Here is a 23329-nt window from a genome sequence, read left to right on the forward strand (position 1 = left end):
CCTTAAGGAAGTTTCTTATTTGCTGGCTGCCTTGACGATTTCAGCGAAATCAGCCGGCTTCAGAGAAGCGCCACCGATGAGCCCGCCGTCAACATCCGGCTGTGCAAGCAGTTCTGCCGCGTTTTTCGCATTCATGGAACCGCCGTATTGAATCGTAAAGGCATCCGCTGCGTCTTTGCCGTAAAGGTCGGCAATAACGGAACGAATCACTGCGCAGACTTCGTTTGCCTGCTGTGCGGTTGCGGTCTTTCCGGTGCCAATTGCCCAAATGGGCTCATAGGCAATGATCATCTTCTTGAGTTCTTCTTTTGTTACGCCGCAGAGAGCGATTTTCGTCTGCATGGCAACGAGCTCAGCGGTAATGCCCTGCTCACGCTGCTCCAGAGATTCGCCAACGCAGAGGATAACATTGAGGCCAGCATTGAGAGCTGCGCGGATGCGCTTGTTGACCGTCTGGTCCGTTTCACCGAAGTAGGTTCTGCGCTCACTGTGGCCGATGATGACATACTGCACGCCCATGGAAGTAAGCATGGGGGCGGAAATCTCACCGGTGAACGCGCCGGAATTCTCCCAATGGCAGTTTTCGGCGCCGACACCAATGTTGGTTCCTTTCGTAGCCTCGAGCACAACGCTGAGGTCCACATAAGGTACGCAGACAACAACATCGCAGTCTGCATTCTTAACGAGAGGCTTAATGCCCTCTATGAGTTCTTTCGCCTCTGCTGGGGTTTTATTCATTTTCCAGTTTCCGGCAATTACTGCCTTTCTGAGTTGCTTGTTCATGATTTAATATTCCTTTCGCAATAGATTTCAGGATTCACATGCCAAACGGGGGCGAATTAAATTCGCCCCCGAGACAGTTCACAGTGAATTATTTATCATTGAGGCAGGCAATTCCCGGCAGGACTTTTCCTTCGAGGAATTCCAGCGATGCGCCGCCGCCTGTGGAAATGTGCGTCATCTTATCTGCGAAGCCGAGCTTTTCAATCGCAGCAGCAGAGTCGCCACCGCCGATGATGGAAATTGCGTCGCTGTCTGCAACAGCCTGAGCAACAGCGATGGTACCATTTGCAAAATGCTCCCACTCACTGACACCCATCGGGCCATTCCACACAATCGTGCCTGCGCCCTTGATAGCGCTGGCAAACAGTGCGCAGGATTTTGCACCGATGTCAAGGCCCATCCAGCCATCCGGAATTGTGTCAGAATCCACACGACGGAACTCTGTGTCTGGCTTATACTCAAGGCCAATCACATTGTCAACAGGAATCAGGAAGCGAACGCCTTTTTCCTTTGCTTTTGCCATAATGTCTTTTGCCAGGTCAATCTTGTCGTTCTCGCAGATGGAGGAGCCGATGGAATAACCGAGCGCCTTCATGAAGGTGTAGGCCATGCCGCCGCCGATGATGAGGGTGTCTACCTTATCAAGCAAATTGGTAATAACACCGATTTTGTCGGAAACCTTGGCGCCGCCGAGGATTGCAACGAACGGGCGCTTCGGGTCTTCCAAAGCCTTGCCCATAATCGTGATTTCTTTCTGAATCAGGTAGCCGCAAACAGCCGGCAGATAATCTGCAACGCCTGCGGTGGAAGCATGAGCACGGTGAGCGGTGCCGAATGCATCGTTTACATAGATTTCAGCAAGAGAAGCAAGCTCCTTTGCGAAAGCGGGGTCGTTCTTTTCTTCTTCTTTGTGGAAACGAACGTTTTCAAGCAGTTCCACTTCGCCCTCTTTGAGGGAAGCAGCAATGCTCTTTGCACTTTCGCCGATAACGTCTTTTGCCATCTTGACTTCCTGACCGAGAGCTTTGGAGAGGTATGCTGCTACCGGCGCAAGAGAATACTTCATGTTGAATTCGCCCTTCGGGCGGCCCAGATGGGAGCAAAGAATTACTTTCGCCTTGTGGTCAATAAGGTAACGAATGGTCTTGAGAGCTTCGTTGATACGCTTCGGGTCTGTAATGTTTCCCTGATCATCAAACGGAACATTGAAGTCGCAGCGAACAAGAACTCTTTTACCCGTTACATCAATATCTTCTACGGTTTTTTTGTTTAAGTAGTTCATATAGCCTCTCCTTTGTATTCATATTAGTTGAAATTGTCTACTTTATAACAATCCTTCCCGATTATACAACGGTTTTTTCGCTTTTTCAAGCACTAAGAAATCTGTTTTACACATCGAGCCAAAAGTTTGTTAAAAATTTACCATTTATACTGTCTTAATTGCCCTTCACACAGCAAATTCGGATAATTCCATTGGCGAAGTACTTCATAAACACCTATGGCAACCGAGTTGGAAAGGTTTAGGCTTCGGGCATCCGGATTGTTCAGCATGGGAATACGGACGCAGGTTTCCGGATTATTGTAGAGCAAATCCTCCGGCAGACCTGCAGTCTCTTTGCCGAAAACGAGATAGCAGCCGTCCGGATAAGACACCTCGGAGTGAATTTTGCGGCCTTTTGTAGAGAAGTAGTAGAAAATTCCTGAATTTCGGCTGAAAAAATCGGAAAGACTGTGATAGACGGTAATATCGAGCAAATGCCAATAGTCAAGCCCGGCTCGTTTTAATTTGCGATCGTCAATTTTAAAGCCGAGCGGTTCAACAAGATGCAGCCGCGCTCCGGTTAGAGCGCAGGTGCGAGCGATATTTCCCGTGTTCTGAGGTATCTCTGGTTCAACGAGGACAACATTCAGGGCAGGCATAGTATTCTCCTTTTCGATTGTTTTCATGAAGGATTTCCCTTCAATATTTTCTGGGAATAGGGGGTAAATTAATGAATGGATTCAGCATTATTCAAAAATTGATTTGCACTGTAAACAAAGTTTGGAGGTTGTATGCGATGCGTCAACAGGCTATGGGATTTCTGAAAGGTGTCGGCGCAGGGATGGTAGCCGGTGCCGCAATTGCTATGATGAACGACAAAATGATGAAAAACAACCGCAATTACCGGCGCAACGCTCACAAGACCATGCGCGCCATGGAACAGCTTTTCAGCAACATTCAGGGAATGTTCTGATAATACACAGAAAAAAGGAGCGGGTTCTCTCCCGCTCCTTTTTGCACGGTCAACAGTCAGTTTTGGCTCACCACACTGTACATTCCGAACATGGGCATCACAATGGAGATAATCACTGTGCCGACAATCACGGCGATGATAATCGTCATGTTTCAGGAGAGCAAGTCATGCGTTTTATGAAATATGAATGGTAACGCCGACTTTTCCATCTTCTATCATATCCATTATACTGCCCCGAATCAAGCGGTTCCGGACAACCTTTGCAGAAATCTCCAGCGAATGAACCACATTGACACTGGCAAGCCGCTACCTTTCCGCGGACATTTATTTTCTTTGGCATCACAATGAAATGAGAGAACAACTGTGAGATTTTTTCAATGCTTTTTTCAATCATACATATTGCGATTCTATTGTAATATTTTAGGATGATGTGTAAAATTGTATCTGAAAAACTAAAACGAGGTGAGGGAATTGAGCAAACTTTTTATTAATGCTAGCAACCGCAAAAGCAAAATCAACAAAGAAATTTACAGTCACTTTTCAGAACATCTCGGCAGATGCATATACGGCGGTCTATACGTCGGAGAGGATTCCCCCGTTCCGAACACAAACGGAATGCGCAACGATGTTGTTGAGGCCTTGAAAAACATCCGTATTCCGGCTCTGCGCTGGCCCGGCGGATGCTTCGCCGACGAATACCACTGGATGGACGGCATCGGAGAGAAATCAAAACGCAAAAAGCTCATCAACACCAACTGGGGCGGGGTTCTGGAGGACAACAGCTTCGGCACGCATGAATTCATGGAGCTGTGCCGTCAGCTTGGCTGCGAACCGTATATTTCAGGCAACCTCGGCAGCGGAACCGTTCAGGAAATGCATGACTGGATAGAATACATAACCTTTGACGGCGTATCCCCCATGGCTGATCTTCGCCGTGCCAACGGACACCCGGAGCCATGGAAGCTGAAATTCTTCGGCTTCGGCAACGAGTGCTGGGGCTGCGGCGGAAATATGCGCCCTGAATATTACGCCGACGAATTCCGCCGCTACCAAACCTTTGCACGCAATTACAGCGGCAACGAACTTTACCGCATTGCCTGCGGCCCGAACGGCGACGACTACAACTGGACGGAAACCGTCATGCGCCTTGCGGGAAAATTCATGAATGCCCTCTCCCTCCACTATTACACCGTGCCAAACACTTGGGAGGACAAAGGCTCAGCGACGGAATTTACGGAAGCCGAGTGGTACAAGACCCTGCGCAAAACGCTTTTTATGGAAGAACTGATTAACCACCACACCTCCATTATGGACCGCTACGACCCCGAACATAAAGTCGGACTTGTCGTTGACGAATGGGGCACCTGGTACAATGTAGAACCGGGAACCAACCCAAGTTTCCTCTACCAGCAGAACACCATGCGCGATGCACTTGTTGCCGCCATCAACCTCAACATCTTCAACAAACACAGCGACCGCGTTGTCATGGCGAATATTGCGCAGGTTGTCAACGTGCTGCAGTCCGTCATCCTCACCGAAGGTGACAAGATGATTCTGACACCGACCTATCATGTGTTCGACCTCTACAAGGATCATCAGGATGCAACCCTGATTGAAAGCTTCGTGGAAGCCGAAACCATCGGCGGCGAGGACACGGTTCCGAGTCTTCATGAATCCGCATCCGTCAGCGAAGACGGCACCGTTCACGTCACCCTTGCCAACCTTTCCATCGACAAGGCATATCCCGTGGAGGCACTCCTCGCAGGACTGGATGCAAAATCCGTTACGGCCAAAATTCTCACCAACAAATACAATGCGTTCAACACGTTTGAAGCGCCGAACACTGTTAAAATCGAGGACTTCAAGGATATTACGACTACCGCTGACGGGTTCCGCTTTGAAATTCCGGCCTGCAGCGTGATGGAACTGACGATTGCCTGATGGAACGCATTCCGTGCCGTAAATGCCTCGACAAGGACATGACGGAGGAAGAATACCGCAGCCTTATCGGGCGATACATTGACGCAATCGCCGAGGACAGACGCACCCCCGAGGAGGAATACAGCCGCAGACTGAAAATCTGCAGCACCTGCAAAAGACTTACGGGAGGGATGTGCCTCCTCTGCGGATGTTTTGCGGAAGTGCGGGCTGCCGTGAAGGACCGTCATTGTGCCGAGGTACCTGCAAAATGGTAAAAGACAGGCCTGCCGTTGATACGGCAGGCCTGTTTTGTTTCTTGCTTAGATTAAAGGAAACTGCAGACTGTCTTTCCCATTTCCTCGCAGCCGACTTTTCTGATCCCTTCCGTCCAGATATCCGGCGTGCGAACCGTTTCCAGCGCTGTGGAAACCGCGTTCTCCACAGCATCGGCGGCTTCCGCCTCGCCGAACGAAATTCGGAGCATCATAGCCGCGGAAAGAATCGTCGCGAGGGGATTTGCCATTCCCGTTCCAGCAATATCGGGGGCAGAGCCGTGAACCGGCTCATATAGCCCATTCGTACCGTTTCCGAGGCTTGCAGAGGGAAGCATGCCGATGGAACCGCTTATCATAGAGGCTTCGTCGGAAAGAATATCGCCGAACATATTCGACGTTACAATGACATCGAACTGCTTCGGGTCGCGCACAAGCTGCATGGAGCAGTTGTCGACATACAGGTGGGAAAGCTCCACATCCGGGTATTCTTCCTTTCCGATGCGCTCGACAGTTTTGCGCCACAGGCGCGAAGATTCCAGCACGTTTGCTTTATCCACGCTGCAAAGCTTTTTCTTGCGCTTGCGCGCGGTTTCAAAACCGACACGGGCGATGCGTTCAATTTCGGGCACGGTATACATTTCGGTGTCATAGGCGGCTTCTGCACCGTCCACCTGCTTTCTGCCGCGCTCCCCGAAATAGATGCCGCCCGTCAACTCGCGCACAATCATAATGTTAAGCCCCGTTCCGATGACGGAATCCTTCAGAGGAGATGCGCTGCGAAGCTGCGGAAATATCATCGACGGGCGCAGGTTCGCATAAAGCCCCAGCGCTTTGCGGATACCGAGTAGGCCTGCCTCCGGCCGCTTCTCGCCCGGCAGGGAATCCCACTTGGGGCCGCCCACCGCTCCGAGCAGCGTGGCATCGGCAGCTTTGCATTTCTCCACCGTTTCTTGGGGAAAGGGGGTTCCAACGGCATCAATGGCACAGCCGCCGAGAAGAGCTTCCTCAAACTCCACGCCGAAACCGAACTTCTCCCCCGCCTTCTGCAAAACCAGCGCGGCCTGCGTTACGATTTCCGGCCCGATTCCATCTCCCTTGAGGAGGACGATTCGATAGCTCCTCATACGGGCATTTCTCCCTTCTTTTTCTGTTCTGCGCGGTTGATGGCACAGATGATGCCCTTAATGGAAGCGAGGCTGATATTGTTGTCGATACCGACGCCGAATGCGGGAGATCCGTCCGGTGCAGTCAGATGAATATAGGAGACTGCCTGAGAATCAGCGCCCGAACTGATAGCATTTTCACGGTAAGTGACAAACTGGTAATCCGTGATGCCGACTGAGCGGAGCGCATTGAAGAACGCGCTGATTGGGCCGTTGCCTGTTCCGCCGATGATGTGGTCCTCGTGGCCGAAGCGGATGACGCCTTCAAAGCGCACCTGCGTGCCGACCTCGCCTTCGCCTGCGTCGTGGAGGCGATATTTTTTCAGGTTGTACGGTGCGTGAACATCAATATAATTCTTGCGGAAAATTTCGTAAACCTCTTCCGCCTTCAGCTCGCGGCCGGCCTTGTCGCATGCATTCTTGACGAGAGCACCGAATTCCGGATGCATCGCCTTAGGCAGTTCAAAGCCGAAACTCTGCTCCAATACAAACGCGGCGCCGCCTTTGCCGGACTGGCTGTTGATGCGGATAATCGGTTCATACTGACGCCCCACATCCGCCGGATCAATGGGCAGGTACGGAACCTCCCAATACTGCGTGGCGCCCGAGGCCATATACTTTTCACCTTTGCTGATGGCGTCTTGGTGGGAACCGGAGAACGCTGTGAAAACAAGGTCTCCCGCATACGGGTGACGCTCATGGACCTTCATCTTCGTGCATTTTTCATACATGCGGCGAATGTCCGAAATATGGGAAAAATCAAGGCCCGGGTCTACCCCCTGCGAATACATATTCATGGCAGTTACCATGATATCGGCATTACCGGTGCGCTCACCGTTGCCGAACAGGGTACCCTCCACGCGTTCGGCGCCTGCCATAATGCCGAGCTCCGTTGCGGCGATTGCCGTTCCTCTGTCATTGTGCGGGTGGATGCTGAGGATAATGCTGTCACGGTTTTTGATGTGCCGGCTGAAATATTCAATCTGGTCTGCGTAGCAGTTCGGCGTTGCCAATTCCACCGTGTTCGGCAGGTTCAGAATCAGCTTGTGCTCCGGCGTAGGCTCAAGCACTTCCATGACTTTTTCGCAGATGAGAATGGAGTTCTCGATTTCTGTTCCCGAAAAGCTCTCCGGAGAATACTCGTAGCGGATGTTGATGCCGCTCTTTGCGGTTTCTTCATCGGTCAGTTTTTTAATCAGCTTTGCGCCTTCCACCGCAATGTTGATGACCCCCTGCATATCGGTTTTGAACACGACCTTGCGCTGCAGGGTGGAAGTGGAGTTATAGAAATGCACGATTACATTTTTCGCGCCGCGGATTGCTTCAAACGTCTTGCGAATCAGATGCTCACGCGCCTGCACCAACACCTGAATCGTCACGTCGTCCGGAATAAAGTTCTTTTCAATTAGAGTGCGAAGAATTTCATATTCCGTTTCGGAGGCGGAGGGGAACCCGACCTCGATTTCTTTGAAGCCGATATCAACAAGCGTCTGGAAAAAGAGTAGTTTTTCTTCCAGATTCATCGGATCCACGAGAGCCTGATTGCCGTCGCGAAGATCCACACTGCACCAGATGGGCGGCTTGTCAATGACCTTATCCGGCCACTGGCGGTCCGGCAACGAAATCGGATGAAACGGGATGTACTTTTTGCAGCCTTGATACATACCAAACACTCTCCTTTTCTAGTCTGAAATTGCCTATCGTTTTCAAAGGATTTATACACAAAGTGCAGGCACAATTGGAATACCTTACCCAATAAAAAAAATCCCGAATACAGCTTTTGCTGTATTCGGGACGAAATTGCTTTCGTGGTACCACCCAAACTTCGGCTCAAAAATGAGCCCTCAGCAGCCTCAAACAAGGCCTCGGCCAGTAACGCTGCCGCTGCGGCCGCTTCTAACGCTTGCGCATCGAATACGGCGGCTCCAGGATGAGCTATACGCAAAAACCACAGTACCGATCTCGCACCAAACGCCGGCTCTCTGAAACATTGCAGTTAATGCCTTTTTCCCTTCGTTGCCTTTTAAAGTATTAAATTACTGATATTATACGCACGAACAGGCATTTTGTCAACTATAGAATTATTCTTTTTCTCCTTTTTCATTCTCTTTGTGGCCGAACGCATGTTCCGCCGCTTCTCGGGCTAGATCAATCAGCATGACGCCGTTGCCTGGATCCTTCTTTTCGGTTTCGGGAATCTTTGCATAAACCTCGCCAACCATGGAGCGCATCCACAGGTCAGGCATGATGCGCATAGAGTAGCCGCATCCACTCTCGGTCATCCAGTCGTAGAATTCGGCGCGCGGCAGGCCATAGGCGGAAAGAATGGACATCAGCGAACCTCCGTGTGCCACAATGACAGCAGAAGTGATGCCCGAAGTCATAAGGCCCTTGACGATTTTCTCAAAGGCGGCGCAGGTGCGCTGGAAGAACTGCGCGCCGCTTTCTCCTCCCGGAGGAACAACTTCCTTGCCTTCACCGGCAATCCAGCGCGCAAAGGCAGGGTCTTTTGCCGCAATCTCCTTTGCGGTCTTTCCTTCCCATTCGCCAAAATCGCACTCGCGAAGGTCATTCATCAGAATCGGCTTGGCTTCGGGGTAGAGAATCTTCATGGTCTGAGTGCAGCGCTTGAGCGGGCTGCAGAAATAGACATCTGCCTTCGGATACGGCGCTTTTTTAGCGAGCTTCTTAAGGCGTTTGATCCCTTCGGCGGAAAGCGGCAGATCGGTGCTGCCAATGTAGCGGCCCTCGGCATTTCCGGCTGTCAGGCCGTGGCGAATCAAATGAATTGTATAAGATTTCAAACTAAAACCTCCCTAGCGCTTTTGCGCCCTTTTTGACGTAACTCTTCGGAAAACCCAAAATGAAGGGAAAAAGTCAACCTGCGCGCACGAAATATAGCGGCTTTACAAAACGTTATATCTATTGTATGATTTACTGGACGTTTTCTTTCACAATTCGACAGAGGGTGAAGCCGATGAACAGCAGCTTTGGGCGAATTATAACGCTGTTGAGAAAAGAACGGGGATACAGTCAGAAAAAAGTAGCCGCTGACTTGTCCATCTCACAAGCGCTTCTTTCGCATTACGAAAAGGGAATCCGCGAATGCGGGCTTGATTTCGTTGTCAAAGTAGCAGATTATTACGATGTATCGTGCGATTATCTGCTGGGCAGAACTCCTCACCGCAGCGGCGCTACCATCTCGGTTGAAGATATTCCCGAGCCGGATGCCGCAGGGAAGGAAAATATCATGCACGGAGCCGGAAGCTTGCTGCCGGTGCTCAACAAAAAGCTGATTGCAAATTCCCTAAACGTTCTTTACGGCTGTCTGCAGAAGTTTAACTGCAGAGCATTGACGACCGAAATTTCCGCCTACTTGAATCTTGCTGTTTACCGTGCTTTCCGGATGCTGTATTCAGCCAATGCGAAGAACCCGCAGGGGCTGTTCTCTGTTCCGCTAAGGCAGGGAGACGGATATGCTACCGCAGCGCAGGAAATTGCCCTGAGCAATGCCGAATCCCTTCTGGCCGGCGAAAAAGTGGAAAATCTCGAACCTGTTGCCAAGGGACAGGCTCCAGCCTTATCCCCCGAAAAAATCAACGAGGAATACCCGCTGTTTGCTTCTTCGCTGTTTAACCTCATCCAAAGTTCTGAAAATCGGATGGGTGCCAAAAAAGGTCAGAATTGATTATAGCATACATTGGTTGAAAATTGAATGATAAAATAATACTCCCGAGGTTCTCATTCCGATGAGTGCCTCGGGAGTTTTTTGTCTTTTATGTTCCGTCGCTTTTCAGGAGTTCACGGTAAAGGCGAATATATTCGTTTGCGCAATGCCCCCAACTGAAGTCACATGCCATGGCGCGGCGAATCAGCATGTTCCACCCTTCCCTATCGCGGTAGGCTTTCAGCGCGCGCTCAACCGCTTCTTTCATGCGGCCGGCATCATACTCTTGGAAGGTAAATCCGTTGCCTTCCCCATCGTTGTAATCCCGAATCGAATCTTTCAGGCCGCCGGTCTCGCGCACAACGGGAATTGTTCCGTAGCGCAGGGCAATCAACTGGGCGTGACCGCAAGGCTCACACTTTGACGGCATGAGGAAAATATCGGACGCAGCATAGATTTTATGCGACAGTTCCGGAATAAACCCAAAGCATGAGCAGACACGTCCCGGCCAGCGCTGCTGCAATTCCTTAAAGAAATTCTCATAGTCCCAGTCTCCGGAACCGAGAATCACAAACTGAGCGTCCGATTTCTGAAGCAGGCTATCAATCGCCTCTTCTACAAGGTCAAGTCCTTTGGATGGAACCATTCGGGTTACCATGCCGATGAGCGGAACGGCAACATCCTGCCTCAAATTCAGGCGTTTCTGCAATTCCAGTTTGTTCTTTGCTTTTCCGGTTAAGTCGTCTGCTGAGTAATTCGCATAAATATCCCGGTCCGTTTCCGGGTTATAAACGGTGACATCAATTCCGTTCAAAATTCCTTGGATTTTCCGGCTGTGCTCCTGAAGAATGCTCTCCAACCCGTAAGCGAACAACGGGTCGAGAATCTCTTTTGCGTAGGTCGGGCTAACCGTAGTAACGCAGTTCGCGCACTCGATTCCTCCCTTGAGGAGGTTGATGTAATTTCCGTGTTCCAGTAGCGGCATGGAGGACTGCGGAAACCCAAGCACATCCTCCAAAATCTCTTTGCTGAATTTACCCTGATACTGAATGTTGTGAATCGTCAGAATCGTCTTTATACCGCGGAACCAGTCTTTGCTTGCATAGAACTGACTGTAATAAACCGGAACAAGCGCCGTCTGCCAGTCGTTGCAGTGGATGATATCCGGTTTGAAATCAAGGCACGGAAGCATTTCGATGACAGCACGGGAAAAGAACGCGAAACGCTCCGCGTCATCGTAATGCCCGTAAAGGCCGTGGCGCTTGAAATAGTACTGATTGTCGAGGAGGTAAAAAATCACATTGTCCACACGAGTCTCGAACACGCCGCAATACTGTCTGCGCCATGCCACAGGGACAGACAGACTCGTTACGAACTTCATGTTGTCGCGAAGCTCCTGCGGAATGTCCTCATAGAGTGGCAGAACAACCCGGCAGCCGATGAGGCGCAGGCGAAGCGCCTTCGGAAGGGAACCCGCTACCTTCGCAAGTCCTCCCGTTGAAGCAAACGGTACGGCCTCACTTGCACAATACAAGACTTTCAATACAGTTACCTCCTGTCCCTCTGTCGGACGACACTGCCTTTGGCGATGGAAACCGGATATGACTGAGAAATCGTATGGTCTTCCTTCATCTGCTCCTTCTTGTCCGTAATGGCATCATTCTGTAATTATCATCTTGGTGACCTGCAGAACAACGCAGTTCTCAGTGACGGCGTTCTCTTGCGCTTTGTGCTTACATGGCAGACCATGAATTTTCTAACGTTATTTCCGCTTTATGTATATCAAGAAAGTCATATACCCTGATATTGGTCTCTAATAGTACAGGTAAAAGGGTAATCATCCCGTTGTTTGGCGAAAATACTTCCTAATGGGCCGGTATTTCTGACATAATCATACCATTATTTTTCGTATAATCAAGTAATCTTAGTAATTTTCTCATAGTTTTCACATCGCTTTGTTGAATGTTTTAGTAATATCGTCATAATATTTTGTTGATTCGCTTGCTAGCAAACTTGAATTGTCATATCACATAAGATTGTCGTATTTCCCATTAAAGCGGCAATGATTTTTCGTAGATTTTTACTGATATTTCTGATTTGCTGATTCTCATACAAATTGTCAGCTTTGCTCTGGGTTTTACCTAAGAATAAATAATGTCCTGCGGCAAGCCGCAGGACAAATTAAAAAACTCCCGCAGCTTTCGCTGCGGGAGCTGAATCGGAATTGCACGAAATTATTCGTGGTCAACTTTGTACATGTGCTGAATGAGGTTGAGAACCTTGTTGCTGTAACCCCACTCATTGTCGTACCAAGCAATCAGCTTGACGAAGTGGTCGTTCAGCATAATGCCGGCAGTAGCATCGAAAATCGATGTATGCGGATCGCCGAGAATATCGGAAGAAACGATAGCGTCTTCGGTGTAAGCCAGAACGCCCTTCATTTCGCCCTCAGATGCTTCTTTGACAGCCTTGCAGATCTCTTCATAGGTGGTGGCTTTCTCAAGACGGCAGGTCAAGTCAACAACGGAGCCATCGAGCGTAGGAACGCGCATGGACATACCGGTGAGTTTGCCCTTCAGGGACGGGATGACAAGAGCGCAAGCCTTTGCAGCGCCGGTGGAGGAAGGAATGATGTTGCCGGAAGCCGCACGGCCGCCGCGCCAATCCTTCATGGAAGGTCCGTCAACCGTCTTCTGGGTAGCGGTGGTGGAGTGAACCGTGGTCATGAGGCCTTCCACAATGCCGAACTTGTCGTTAATGACCTTTGCCAGCGGAGCAAGGCAGTTTGTGGTGCAGGATGCGTTAGAAACAACTTTCATATCCTTTGTATAGGTGTCAAGGTTGACGCCGCATACAAAAGTCGGAGTTTCTTTATCCTTTGCAGGAGCAGAAATAACAACTTTCTTTGCGCCTGCTTTCAGGTGAGCGGATGCCTTTTCGGTGGTTGTGAAAACACCCGTGGATTCAACAACATACTCAGCATTGACTTTTGCCCACGGAATGTTGCTCGGATCCTTCTCAGCAAAAACATCAATTGCGTGGCCGTTTACGACCAGCTTGCCGTTCTCTGCTTTGATGTCGCCGTTGAAATGACCATGCATGGTGTCGTACTTAACCATGTAAACCATGTAGTCGAGGCCAATGAACGGGTCATTGATTCCGACGATTTCAAATGTTTCCGGCTGAGCAACTGCTGCACGGAACACAAGACGGCCAATGCGGCCGAAGCCGTTAATGCCAATTTTAATGGACATAACTTGCTACCTCCTGTTTATTAATCAGACTTTTATTATTTTATAGCATTCGGGTTCGTTTTACAAGTGATTCTGACAGTTTTTTAACTAACTTTTTATTGCCGCGGAAATGTCTGGAATCGGTTCTCTCTTTTCCACAATTTTATGCTCGCCATGGTAAACTTTCTGGAGAAAATCGAGATACTCCCGTTCCTCGGAAGTTTTTTCCGCGTTTTGCTTGTCTGTTTCTTCCGCCGATTCACGGTTCTGAGCCAGAGTATCATCTTCGGAAAAATCCGGAGTAATCTCCACCATCGGCACAGAGGTACGGCGTTTTCCTTCTGCGGAAAGATACGCTATGCCGTAAACGGCCAGGAGCAAATCCACAAAGTAAAAGCCGGCTGAGATACCGCCGAGAGTACTCCGGCCCGCAAACAGCAGCGCAATATTGGGAATGCTGTCTGTCAACGCCGCGATAACTGCTGGAAATCCATAGAGAAAAACTCTTTTTGCTCCCCGGGCCGCGTCGACACCTGCAAGCAGCTTTGTCTGCGCAAAGAGGAATAAAAGGAGAAGGACAGCCGTAAATGTGTGGTAGATGTTTTCAAACCGGTTAACCGTAGCCACATAAGTGATGAAAAGGGAAATCAGCCGGAAGCAGCCCCAAACCGGCAAAAGAAGTGCCGCAAGCGGATGGCGCCGAAGAACCATGCTACCGCAGCCGAAATCGTACGCAGCCATCAGAAGAGCCACCGCCGCGCCTACCCCAAAAATGGCGAGCAGCATGTTCATCGGCGAGAATCCGTTCCCGAGGCTAACAATTGACTGACCGGCGAGGAAAACACCGGCAAGTGCGGCGAAAACCGCAGCGGAAACACTTTGCACGGACTCTTTTAGTTGCGGCTGGTCTTTTCGCCTTCCGAGGAAAGCCGTTACCGCCGCCCCAAGTATGGCAACCGCTGCCCCTGTTACAGCCATTTTGCCGTTATCTTTGTAAAATCCGGTTGTTGGGTCAATCCATGTGAAAACAGAGTAAATGCGAATCGGAAGCACTGCAGCCACAGTAACCAAAAACGCAGCCCAGGCACGTTTCATAGACATCTTTCCTCCCATCGTTCCGCCTTATCTTTTGCCTTATCTTTCTGCAAGGGGCACATACGGTCTGTTCTTTGCAAGGGAACGATAGGCAGGACGCATGATTCTTCCGCAGGTTTGCATTTCTTCGATACGGTGCGCGCACCATCCAGCGATGCGGGATACCGCGAAAAGCGGTGTGTAAAGATCGCTGGGGATTCCGAGCATCTCATACACGAGGCCGGAATAGAAATCCACATTTGCACACATGACCTTTGTCTTGCCCGTAACCTTGGTAAAGACTTTCGGGGCGAGCTTCTCAACAAGCTCGAAAAGCTCAAATTTGCCGAGCATTCCTTTTTCGCTGGCAAGTTTCTTTGCATGCGAACGCAGGATGACCGCGCGCGGGTCGGATAGGGTGTAGACTGCATGTCCCATGCCGTAAATGAGGCCGCTGTGGTCGCAAGCCTCGCCTCTCAGGATTTTTTCCAGATAAGCCGCAACTTCATCTTCATCCTTCCAGTCTTTCACCTGCTCCATCAGTTCATTCATCATCATCATGACGCGATGGTTTGCTCCGCCGTGGCGAGGCCCCTTGAGCGAACCGATGCCTGCGGCAATTGCGGAGTAGATATCCGTTCCGGTTGAGGAGAGGGCGCGCGTTGCAAAAGTGGAGTTGTTGCCGCCGCCGTGCTCCGCATGAATCATCATGCAGATATCGAGCAGCTTTGCCTCCTCATCGGTGAACACGCGGTCGGGCCGGATGGCATTCAGAATCGACTCGGCAGTTGACTGTGATGGGTCGATGGGGTGAAAATACATACTCTGCTTATCATAGTGCCTGCGCTTGACCTGATAGGCGTAGGTCATAATGGTGGGAAGGCGGGCGATTAACTGGATGGACTGCCGCATATTGTTTTCCAGCGACGGATCATCCGGGTTGTCGTCATAAGAATACAGCGCCAGAACGGAACGCGCCAGCTTGTTCATCACGTTTTTGGAAGGCGCCTTGATAATCATATCTTCCGCAAAATATTCCGGCAGCTCACGGCAGCTGCTCAACACCTTTGTGAAGTGGTCCAGCTGCTCACGCGTTGGAAGTTTTCCGAAAAGCAGAAGCCAAGCAACCTCTTCAAAGCCAAAGCGGTTCTCACGCACACAGCCGTCTACGATTTCATTGATGTCGATTCCGCGGTATGTCAGCTTTCCTTCATCGGGAATCCGTTCGCCGTCCGCAATCAAGTATCCGTGGACATTGCAAATCAGCGTCAGGCCGGCCATCACGCCGGTACCGTCGGGATTCCTTAAACCGCGTTTGACATTGTAAAGTTCATAGTCTTTGGGAGAAATCCGATTGTTCGCACGGTATTCCTCGCACAGTTCCTTCAGCTGAGGACTTGACTTGTCCAGAGAATAAATTTCCTGCTTCGTTCCCATACTCGATGTCTCCCCCGTCTAATACAAAAAATAAGCCGCCTCTGGCTTTTGCCGCGCGGCTTAGAGAATTCTTTATCAGCTAATTCATTTTATATCAGCACTATGGCAAAGTCAAGCAAATAAAAGCGGTTTTTAACAAATTTATGCAGTATTCAGCATAAATATTTCATTTTCTTCCGTTTCATCGGTCATTTTGGCTTAACTGAGCTTCATTTTTGAATTTTTCATTAGGTGTTCCTGTATTTTTTCAAGCAAGTACATGGAGGGAAAAACAAATGAGTTCAAAAAGAGGAATCCTGCTCCTTTGTCTAATATTTTTTCTCTGTATGACACTGATTCCGCTCGCCGGACTCGGCGGAAGTTCCGGCTCCGCCTCCGGCGGAGGCTTCGGCAGCAAAAACGGCAGTAACTCTTCCGGCACATCTGTCAGCCTGCCGCCTTCCACAAAGCAATTCCGAATCCGAGATACGGCAACGGGCAATATCATAACCGTTGACGACAACGCTTTTGTGCGCGGTGCGATTGCGGCGGAAATGTCGCCCGAAGCGCCGCAGGAAGCGTTGAAAGCGCAGGCGGTTGCGGCTTACACCTATTACAGCAGAATCCGCCAGATAAGAAGAGCGCAATCCGGAAATTCGTACGACTTTGACGCCTGCCCCTCGGAGTGGAGCGTCTATGTAACAGACAGCGAGATGCAGAAGCGCTGGGGAAATTCCTATCCAAAATACTCGGATTCCCTCAACAAGGCGGCCAGTGCGGTTCTGGGGCAGGTGTTAGAGTACAACGGTGCCCTGATTGACGCAACCTACTTTGCCATTTCATCGGGAAACACAGAAAATTCTGCGGATGTCTGGGGGACACAGTACCCCTATCTCGTCTCCGTTGCAAGCCCGTGGGACGCCTTTGCGGGAGGATACCAGTCTTCGGCCGCTTTTTCGGACAGCGAGTTCGTTGAACGCGTGAAAAAAGTGTGTCCCTCTGCAAACTTAACCGGCGACGCGGGAAGCTGGGTCAGCTCACCGGTGTGTTCTGCGGCGGGCACCGTGAAAACGATTCAAATCGGCGGACAAAACCTGACCGGCATGCAAGTGCGGCAGGCCTTCGGTCTGCGCTCCGCCGTCTTTACGATAACCCATAGCAACGGACAGTTTACCTTTACGGTAAAAGGGTACGGCCACGGCGTGGGAATGAGCCAAACCGGCGCCGAGGCAATGGCACGTGAGGGGGCAACCTATCGAGAGATTCTCAGCTGGTATTACCCGGGTACAGAAATCCGCACTTTATAACAATCAATTAGGCGGAAACAGTTCTGAAAACTGTTTCCGCCTTTCCTGTCTATTGCTGTTATAAGTCCTGCGAGGCTTCGGCAGGCATTTCACCGCAGAAAACATCGTTCTGCCAGATGCCGCTGCGCACGATTTTTCCGTTCCGGTATTCCGTACCGTAACCGTGCCTGCGGCCGTTTTTCCATCCGCCTGTGTAAGACAGGTTTCCGAAAAGATCAAATTCGCTGCCGATTCCGGTTGCATTCCCGTCTTTCCAGTTTCCCACAAAGATTGACCCGTCTTTGGCCCCGAACGCCACGCCGAGTCCGTTTCTCAGGTTACGCTTCCATTCTCCTGCATAACACAGCTTCCCCGATTTGTAGTAATATACTCCAAAGCCATCCCGCATATCGTTTCGGTATTCGCCTTCATATGCCGTACGTCCGTCAGGCGTAGCCGTTCTGCCACGGCCCTCGCGCAAGCCATTGATGAGCTTGCCGAAATACAAGTAGCTTTCCATGCTGCTCACGACAATGCGTTTTGCGGGGATTAAGGCATCCTTCTCCGGTTCCGGCTCATTTTGCTTCGGGGTTTCCTTCGCATTTGCGGTGCGGCGCGATGCCGAAGGTTCTAAACCGCCCCGAATTCCGCCGGAAAGGCCTTTAGCCGCAACGGCATAGCGTGCCGGTCTTTTGGACGAAACCGAAGACCTTTTGGACGGAACCGAAAACACTTCATGGTCAGCGGCATACTCGTTCCGGTTCTCCGCCTGCGGTAAAATCTTCTGCTCCGCTTCGGGAACCGCTGTTTTCTGCGGAACAGGCGGCTTTGTTTTGCGGGAATACACCTGCACCACCGCATTGGGAATGACCTCAAAATCAAGAGTCTCCTCCGCCTGCTCCCCAAGAGCGATTCCGTCTTCGGCTGCTGCCTTGCTGCGCAGTTCAAGCCGTTTGGCACATTCCTCCGGCGTACAGAAGCAAAAACTTCCGGCATCCGTCTGCGCTACAACAACCGGCTCGCCGGCAATTTCATTGACATAACTCTGTTCCGCTGTTCCAGGCTCCCACGGACACGGAACAAGCAACTGTTCCTCCGTTTCGCCGTTTTTCCGAAAGGCTATCCCATCCGTACAGCGCCGCAGCACAACCGTAGGACTTTTGGGGTCGCCGTCATAGTATGTCGTGCGCTGCCAGCGAAGGTCGCTGTCAAATTCCGTGGAAGAAAGCAGATTCCCCGCCATGTCATGGGATACCATGCAGAACCTTCCTCCAGAAATCGAAAAAGCCTCCTGCAGCGTAACACCCTTGCAGGTCTTTTTCCACCGAAACCGTTTCGGCGAAAGTCGGTAACGAATATGTACTTCCTGCCCGTTTTCAATTTTTCGGACATGGCCTGATGCAGAGCCGCTGGAGAAAAAGACGCGGCGCGCTTCTTCCAAAACGGAAGCACCGTCACCTTCTGTATCGAAAGGGCGGTATTTCACGGAATAGTATTCGTTGATTTTCTCCGGCATAAAGCTCCTCCTGTTACCCCGGAGCATCTCTTTCCTAATTATGTACCCCAGGTTTGACTGATTATATTGGATTTCCGATGGAATTGCAAGATGTTCTGCGGAAATATAGTTGAGCATCACCCCGCCGGAAAGCACAAACGTGCGTTCGCCGCTCTCTGCGGGAATACGCATATCGCTCTCCTCCGCGCGAAGTCTGTCTTTATTATATTACTTCCGAGATGTTTTTCAACCAATTTTTGTAAATTAACGGTTTTTATGATAAACTTCGTAACCAACAGATTACACGACATGGCGGTAATCATTTTCCATTGACTTTGCATCTTTATGGGATTGCGCAGAAATGCTATAATGGCTTTGCCAACAATATGCCTGAAAGAAAAGAGGAACGCCCATGTTTTATGAAAACGATTGGGTTATGCGGCAGATTAACATGCTCGTGCAGTTTGCTGCCCGCGTGATTTTCCATAAAGACACCGTCGAGTATGATATTAAGGATGAAACCAACCTCACCGATACGGATGACCTGTACCTGAAAATACAAAAACTGCTACAGGAAGGGAAAATCTGCAAAGCGGAAGATTTGCTCTTTGAAAATCGGAGCGACACGGAGGCGTACCTGACCCTTGCGCTCGACTTCTACCAAAAGCTCTCAAAAATGAGTGATGAAGAACTGGAGCAACACAATTTCTCAAGGCAGGAAATTTACGACGGCCTGAAAGAAGTTCTTTTCCGCTTCAAGGGAATGCCGGAGCTTCCGGTAGAGCTTTAAGCACTGTAATTTACCCCGAAGAAAAGCCATTCGGAAGGAATTCCTTCCGAATGGCTTTTTGCGTTCTGTGCTGTAACCCCCATCACTGTGAGCGGCAGGGGCATATACTCCGGAATATTTGTCAAGGGCTTCAAAATTACGCTGCACGGTCTGAAATTCTCTTTACGGTTTTGACTGCTGAAACTCCCAAGGCACACCCCGCAGTTGCAACAAGCACTCCGACCCGAAGCATTATGCCGACGCTGAAGTTGTCAAGCAGCCAGCCTCCCAGAATACTGGCGAGAACGCTGCCGCAAGTTGACGCACTCGTCAGTGCGGCTTGACCTGTTGCAAGCCTCTCTTTCGGAATGACCTCGTTGGCATAATAAACAGAGGACGGTATGAACAGGGCGTATCCGCCGAACTGCAGGCACTGAACCAGATACAGTGCGCCGACGCTCGGTGCAAGCATGGTGGCGGCTGCCTTGCACACAAAAACAGCGAATGAAACCCGCAGCAGCGTGCTGCTGCGGAATTTCGTCACCAAGAAAGTAAACAGCGCCATCGCAGGCAGCTCAACTGCTGCGGAAATTCCGTTGGAGATACCCACACTGTCGGCAGAACCGCCAACGTTTTTCATAATCTGAATCAGATAATTGCTGATCATATTCTGCGCACAGAAAACAAGGACAACCGCCGCAAGAAGCAAAATAAACCGGACATCAAGCTTTCTGCGCACTTTTACCTTTGCCCCGCCGTCTTCTTTACTGGAACCGAATCTGCGGGATGTGTTGACGGAAGGCTGATTTTCCGGAAGCGGAAATTTTGCGACAGCAAGAGCAAGGATTAGGTAAAACACTACCGAAAACAGTGGAAGGGCATCGGACTTTGCGATGCGTAGAAAAAGGCCGAGTGCGATAGACACGACCGCATACGCCAACGAGCCGGTTCCCCGCGAAAGCCCGAAATTTATCTTAGCGCCGTAGTTCATGACGCGAACGCCGAGTGCGTTGATCAGCGGCTGCAAGGAGTAGGAAAGTCCCTGTTCCAAAACGTAAAGGATTGCCGGTACCACAGGGATATCAGAACAAAAAAAGCGGCCGACCGCAAGCAGAACACACATACCCGTTATCAGCAGAATCAGCTGCTTCATGGATACTCGGGCAGATCGGTCGGCAAAAGATGCTGCCATCGGCTGCATCAGCACCGCCAAAATACTTGCCGCTGCAAGAACTATGCCAACCTGACTGTTGGTATATCCTTTTGAGAGAAAAAAAACTGCTCCGAATGCAAAACTGCTGCATACTGCCGGCCAGTAGGATATGTGTATAAAAGCATATCTGCTTGTGTAGCCTAAGCCTGCAGAAAAAAATCTGCGGATGGGAACCCCTTCTTTCTCCGTCTCTTAGTCGAACGAATTGTAGAATTTCATTTTGCTCGAAAGTGCTGGAATTATGCCCGGTAAACCGCCGGAAAGCCGAAAGATAAACTTTCGGCTTTCCGAAATGAGGAATAAAAATCAGCGTGTATTCTGGCCGTAATAAGCATTTGCACCGTGTTTGCGGAGAAAATGCTTATCGAGAAGGGTACTCTGCATGGAAGCTACGGGCGCCGCCGAAATCGCTTCGGTGTGCCAAGCCATCATCGCGACTTCTTCCAAAACAGCTGCGTGATAAACAGCCTCATCACAGTCTTTTCCCCATGTAAACGGGCCATGCGATTTCACCAAAACGGCGGGAATGTCCTCCGGATTCTTCCCTTGGAACGTCTCCACAATAACGGAACCGGTTTCCTTTTCATATTCCCCTTTGATTTCTGCATCGGTCATGGCACGGGTGCAGGGAATCTCGCCGTAGAAATAATCGGCGTGGGTCGTTCCATAGGCCGGAATCGGACGGCCCGACTGCGCCCAGATGGTCGCCCAGCGGGAATGTGTATGCACCACGCCGCCGATTGTCGGGAAATGCTTATACAGTTCACAATGCGTAGGGGTATCGGACGAAGGATTCAGACGCCCCTCTACCTTATTTCCGTTCAAATCTACGACAACCATGTCGTCCGGTGTCAGCTCTTCATACGGAACACCGGAGGGCTTTATGACGAAAAGGCCCTTTTCACGGTCGATTCCCGAAACATTGCCCCATGTGAACACTACAAGACCGAGCTTCGGAAGCTGCAGGTTCGCTTTGCAGACCTGCTCTTTCAATTTTTCAAGCATAATTATATTCCCTCCAGAAATCGCGTTTCTTCAGCCTTTGAATTATGAAAATTATTTTCCCAACAGAGTATTCTTCTTTATGGCCTTCAAACGCTTCATCACGTCGTTTTCGCCGCGGCCGAAATAGTCGTGCAGCGTGCGGTACTCGGCGAAGAGTTTGTCGTAAACCGCGACATTTTCTGGAATCGGTTTGTAGACAGTGTCTTTGATTTTGCCCATGTTGCGCGCGGCTTCAAAAATGGAGTCATAGCCGCCGGCTTTTTCCCCTGCCGCAACGGAGGCAAAGATGGCAGAACCGAGGGCCGGGCCCTGTGCGGAGCCTGCAATCTTGACCGGCATATTAATGACATCCGCGTAAATCTGCATGGTCATCGGGTCTTTCTGTGAAATGCCGCCCGAAGCGAAGAATTCTTCCACCGGAACGCCGTGTTCACGGTAGTTCTCAATAATCATGCGGGTGCCGTAGGCTGTGGCTTCAATCAGGGCGCGGTAAATTTCTTCCGGCTTTGTAAGGAGGGTCATGCCGAGCATCATACCCGTCAGGTCAACGTCCACGAGGACGGAACGGTTGCCGTTCCACCAGTCCAGTGCAAGCAGTCCGCTTTGGCCGGGCTTCTGCTTCTCCGCCTTCTCGCGCAGGAATTTGTGAATATTCTTCCCCTGCTTCTTTGCTTCTTCATAGTAAGATGCCGGCAGGCAGTTCTCAATAAACCATGCAAAATGGTCTCCGACGCAGGACTGGCCTGCCTCGTAGCCGAAATATCCGGGCATGACACCATCAGCGACGACGCCGCACATTCCCGGCACTTGATGTTCTTCCGTGCCCATCATGATGTGGCAGGTAGAGGTTCCCATAATGGCGAGCATTTTGCCCGGGCCGTCAATGCCGACAGCCGGCACGCAGACATGAGCGTCGACATTGCCGATTGCGACAGCAGTACCCGGCAGCAGGCCGGTCAGTTTTGCAGCTTCCGGAGTAATTTCTCCGGCCTTTTGACCGAGCGGTGTGATGGTGCGGGAGAACTTTTCATCTATGACATGCTCCAGCCGCGGGTCGAGCGCCTTGAAAAAGTCATCGGACGGATAGCCAGTGCTCTTGTTCCACATTGCCTTGTAGCCCGCCGTGCAGGAGTTGCGTGTTTCACGGCCGCAAAGCTGCCAGATAATCCAGTCCGCCGCTTCGATATAGCGGTCCATGGCATTGTAAATTTCGGGGTCTTCGTCAAGGAGCTGCCAAATCTTCGGAATGGCCCACTCGGAAGAAATCTTTCCACCGTAGTTATCCAGCCACTTCTCGCCGCGTTCGGCGGCAATCTCATTCAGGCGGTTTGCCTTATCCTGTGCGGCGTGGTGCTTCCAGAGCTTCACATAAGCATGCGGGCGGTTCTTAAACTCCGGCAGGAAGCACAGCGGTGTGCCGTCCTTTTTGACCGGAAGGATTGTGCAAGCCGTAAAATCGGTGCCGATTCCGATGATATCAGCCGGCGATACTCCGGATTCTTTGATGACCTGCGGAACTGCATGCGCAAGCACATCGAGGTAATCCTGCGGGTCTTGCAAAGCCCAGTCCGGTCCAAGCGGCGTGCCATCCGGCAAAGCCGTGTCCATTACTCCATGTGGGTATTCATAAACCGCAGAAGCAATCTCCTCCCCTGTGCGTGCATCAGCCAGAAGCGCGCGGCCGGAAAGGGTGCCGTAATCTACGCCAATAACATATTTCGCCATTTTGCTGCCACCATTCCTTTCAATTCGGCCCGCTGCGGAAACTTGCGGAACCGTAGTTCAACATATTCTTA

At 50.7% G+C, this 23329-nt stretch carries 20 protein-coding genes; 6 read left to right on the top strand and 14 right to left on the bottom strand.

Going from position 1 to position 23329, the window contains the following annotated elements; genetic code table 11:
• Positions 1-15: 15 nt before the first annotated feature.
• From tpiA to NOG13_RS08255, 3 genes are all read right to left on the bottom strand, one after another.
• Positions 16-783: a triose-phosphate isomerase gene (tpiA, locus tag NOG13_RS08245; RefSeq protein WP_283110085.1), complete on the bottom strand. Its 768-nt coding sequence runs from the start codon at positions 781-783 to the stop codon at positions 16-18.
• 88 nt (positions 784-871) lie between these two features.
• Entirely contained in the window at positions 872-2065 is a 1194-nt protein-coding gene (locus NOG13_RS08250) for a phosphoglycerate kinase (RefSeq protein ID WP_283110086.1), read from the bottom strand.
• A gap of 137 nt (positions 2066-2202) precedes the next feature.
• The gene (locus tag NOG13_RS08255; RefSeq protein WP_283111181.1) at positions 2203-2703 is read right to left on the bottom strand and encodes a tRNA (cytidine(34)-2'-O)-methyltransferase; all 501 of its coding nucleotides are present in this window, start codon (positions 2701-2703) and stop codon (positions 2203-2205) included.
• 137 nt (positions 2704-2840) lie between these two features.
• Between NOG13_RS08255 and NOG13_RS08260 the strand changes: the two genes are divergently transcribed.
• The 3 genes from NOG13_RS08260 to NOG13_RS08270 all read left to right on the top strand — a co-directional run bounded on the left by NOG13_RS08260 (position 2841) and on the right by NOG13_RS08270 (position 5212).
• Positions 2841-3017 (top strand): hypothetical protein, encoded by a 177-nt coding sequence (locus NOG13_RS08260; protein WP_283110087.1) that lies wholly within the window; start codon positions 2841-2843, stop codon positions 3015-3017.
• A gap of 471 nt (positions 3018-3488) precedes the next feature.
• Positions 3489-4958 (top strand): alpha-N-arabinofuranosidase, encoded by a 1470-nt coding sequence (locus NOG13_RS08265; RefSeq protein WP_283110088.1) that lies wholly within the window; start codon positions 3489-3491, stop codon positions 4956-4958.
• Entirely contained in the window at positions 4958-5212 is a 255-nt protein-coding gene (locus tag NOG13_RS08270; RefSeq protein WP_283110089.1) for a DUF6171 family protein, read from the top strand. The genes NOG13_RS08265 and NOG13_RS08270 overlap by 1 nt, the downstream gene beginning before the upstream one ends.
• Positions 5213-5262: 50 nt before the next feature.
• On the opposite strand, the gene leuB is transcribed toward NOG13_RS08270, so the two are convergent.
• The 3 genes from leuB to NOG13_RS08285 all read right to left on the bottom strand — a co-directional run bounded on the left by leuB (position 5263) and on the right by NOG13_RS08285 (position 9179).
• Positions 5263-6336 carry a 3-isopropylmalate dehydrogenase gene (gene leuB / locus NOG13_RS08275; protein ID WP_283110090.1) on the bottom strand — a complete coding sequence of 358 codons (1074 nt, stop codon included), beginning with the start codon at positions 6334-6336 and terminating at the stop codon, positions 5263-5265.
• Positions 6333-8039 carry a 2-isopropylmalate synthase gene (gene leuA / locus NOG13_RS08280; RefSeq protein ID WP_283110091.1) on the bottom strand — a complete coding sequence of 569 codons (1707 nt, stop codon included), beginning with the start codon at positions 8037-8039 and terminating at the stop codon, positions 6333-6335. Before leuA ends, leuB begins: the two co-directional genes overlap by 4 nt.
• A 417-nt stretch (positions 8040-8456) precedes the next feature.
• A complete protein-coding gene (locus NOG13_RS08285) occupies positions 8457-9179 on the bottom strand; it encodes a histidine phosphatase family protein (protein WP_283110092.1) in 723 nt (240 codons plus the stop codon).
• 173 nt (positions 9180-9352) lie between these two features.
• Between NOG13_RS08285 and NOG13_RS08290 the strand changes: the two genes are divergently transcribed.
• Positions 9353-10063, top strand: a complete 711-nt coding sequence (locus NOG13_RS08290) for a helix-turn-helix domain-containing protein (protein WP_283110093.1) — start codon at positions 9353-9355, stop codon at positions 10061-10063.
• Positions 10064-10151: 88 nt separating this feature from the next.
• Here NOG13_RS08290 and glgA read toward each other — a convergent pair whose 3' ends face one another.
• From glgA to NOG13_RS08310, 4 genes are all read right to left on the bottom strand, one after another.
• Positions 10152-11585, bottom strand: coding sequence for a glycogen synthase GlgA (gene glgA / locus NOG13_RS08295; RefSeq protein WP_283110094.1), 1434 nt, complete (start codon positions 11583-11585; stop codon positions 10152-10154).
• Between the two features lie 691 nt (positions 11586-12276).
• Positions 12277-13296 (bottom strand): type I glyceraldehyde-3-phosphate dehydrogenase, encoded by a 1020-nt coding sequence (gene gap / locus NOG13_RS08300; RefSeq protein ID WP_283110095.1) that lies wholly within the window; start codon positions 13294-13296, stop codon positions 12277-12279.
• Positions 13297-13383: 87 nt separating this feature from the next.
• The gene (locus NOG13_RS08305; protein WP_283110096.1) at positions 13384-14370 is read right to left on the bottom strand and encodes a hypothetical protein; all 987 of its coding nucleotides are present in this window, start codon (positions 14368-14370) and stop codon (positions 13384-13386) included.
• 39 nt (positions 14371-14409) lie between these two features.
• Positions 14410-15786, bottom strand: coding sequence for a citrate/2-methylcitrate synthase (locus NOG13_RS08310; protein WP_283110097.1), 1377 nt, complete (start codon positions 15784-15786; stop codon positions 14410-14412).
• Positions 15787-16061: 275 nt separating this feature from the next.
• On the opposite strand from NOG13_RS08310, the gene spoIID reads away from it, so the two are divergent.
• On the top strand, positions 16062-17072 hold the full coding sequence (gene spoIID, locus NOG13_RS08315; RefSeq protein ID WP_283110098.1) for a stage II sporulation protein D: 1011 nt from the start codon (positions 16062-16064) through the stop codon (positions 17070-17072).
• A gap of 58 nt (positions 17073-17130) precedes the next feature.
• Here the strand turns inward: spoIID and NOG13_RS08320 are convergent, their stop codons facing one another.
• Positions 17131-18738, bottom strand: coding sequence for an MORN repeat-containing protein (locus NOG13_RS08320; RefSeq protein ID WP_283110099.1), 1608 nt, complete (start codon positions 18736-18738; stop codon positions 17131-17133).
• Between the two features lie 220 nt (positions 18739-18958).
• Between NOG13_RS08320 and NOG13_RS08325 the strand changes: the two genes are divergently transcribed.
• Positions 18959-19336: a DUF6483 family protein gene (locus NOG13_RS08325; protein WP_283110100.1), complete on the top strand. Its 378-nt coding sequence runs from the start codon at positions 18959-18961 to the stop codon at positions 19334-19336.
• A 136-nt stretch (positions 19337-19472) separates the two neighbouring features.
• On the opposite strand, the gene NOG13_RS08330 is transcribed toward NOG13_RS08325, so the two are convergent.
• The 3 genes from NOG13_RS08330 to araB all read right to left on the bottom strand — a co-directional run bounded on the left by NOG13_RS08330 (position 19473) and on the right by araB (position 23258).
• Positions 19473-20696: an MFS transporter gene (locus NOG13_RS08330; RefSeq protein WP_346347677.1), complete on the bottom strand. Its 1224-nt coding sequence runs from the start codon at positions 20694-20696 to the stop codon at positions 19473-19475.
• A gap of 138 nt (positions 20697-20834) precedes the next feature.
• The gene (araD, locus tag NOG13_RS08335) at positions 20835-21533 is read right to left on the bottom strand and encodes an L-ribulose-5-phosphate 4-epimerase (RefSeq protein ID WP_283110101.1); all 699 of its coding nucleotides are present in this window, start codon (positions 21531-21533) and stop codon (positions 20835-20837) included.
• 51 nt (positions 21534-21584) lie between these two features.
• A complete protein-coding gene (araB, locus tag NOG13_RS08340; RefSeq protein ID WP_283110102.1) occupies positions 21585-23258 on the bottom strand; it encodes a ribulokinase in 1674 nt (557 codons plus the stop codon).
• Between the last annotated feature and the right edge of the window lie 71 nt (positions 23259-23329).

Origin of the sequence: Thermocaproicibacter melissae, assembly GCF_024498295.1 — a bacterium.
GTDB lineage: Bacteria > Bacillota > Clostridia > Oscillospirales > Acutalibacteraceae > Thermocaproicibacter > Thermocaproicibacter melissae.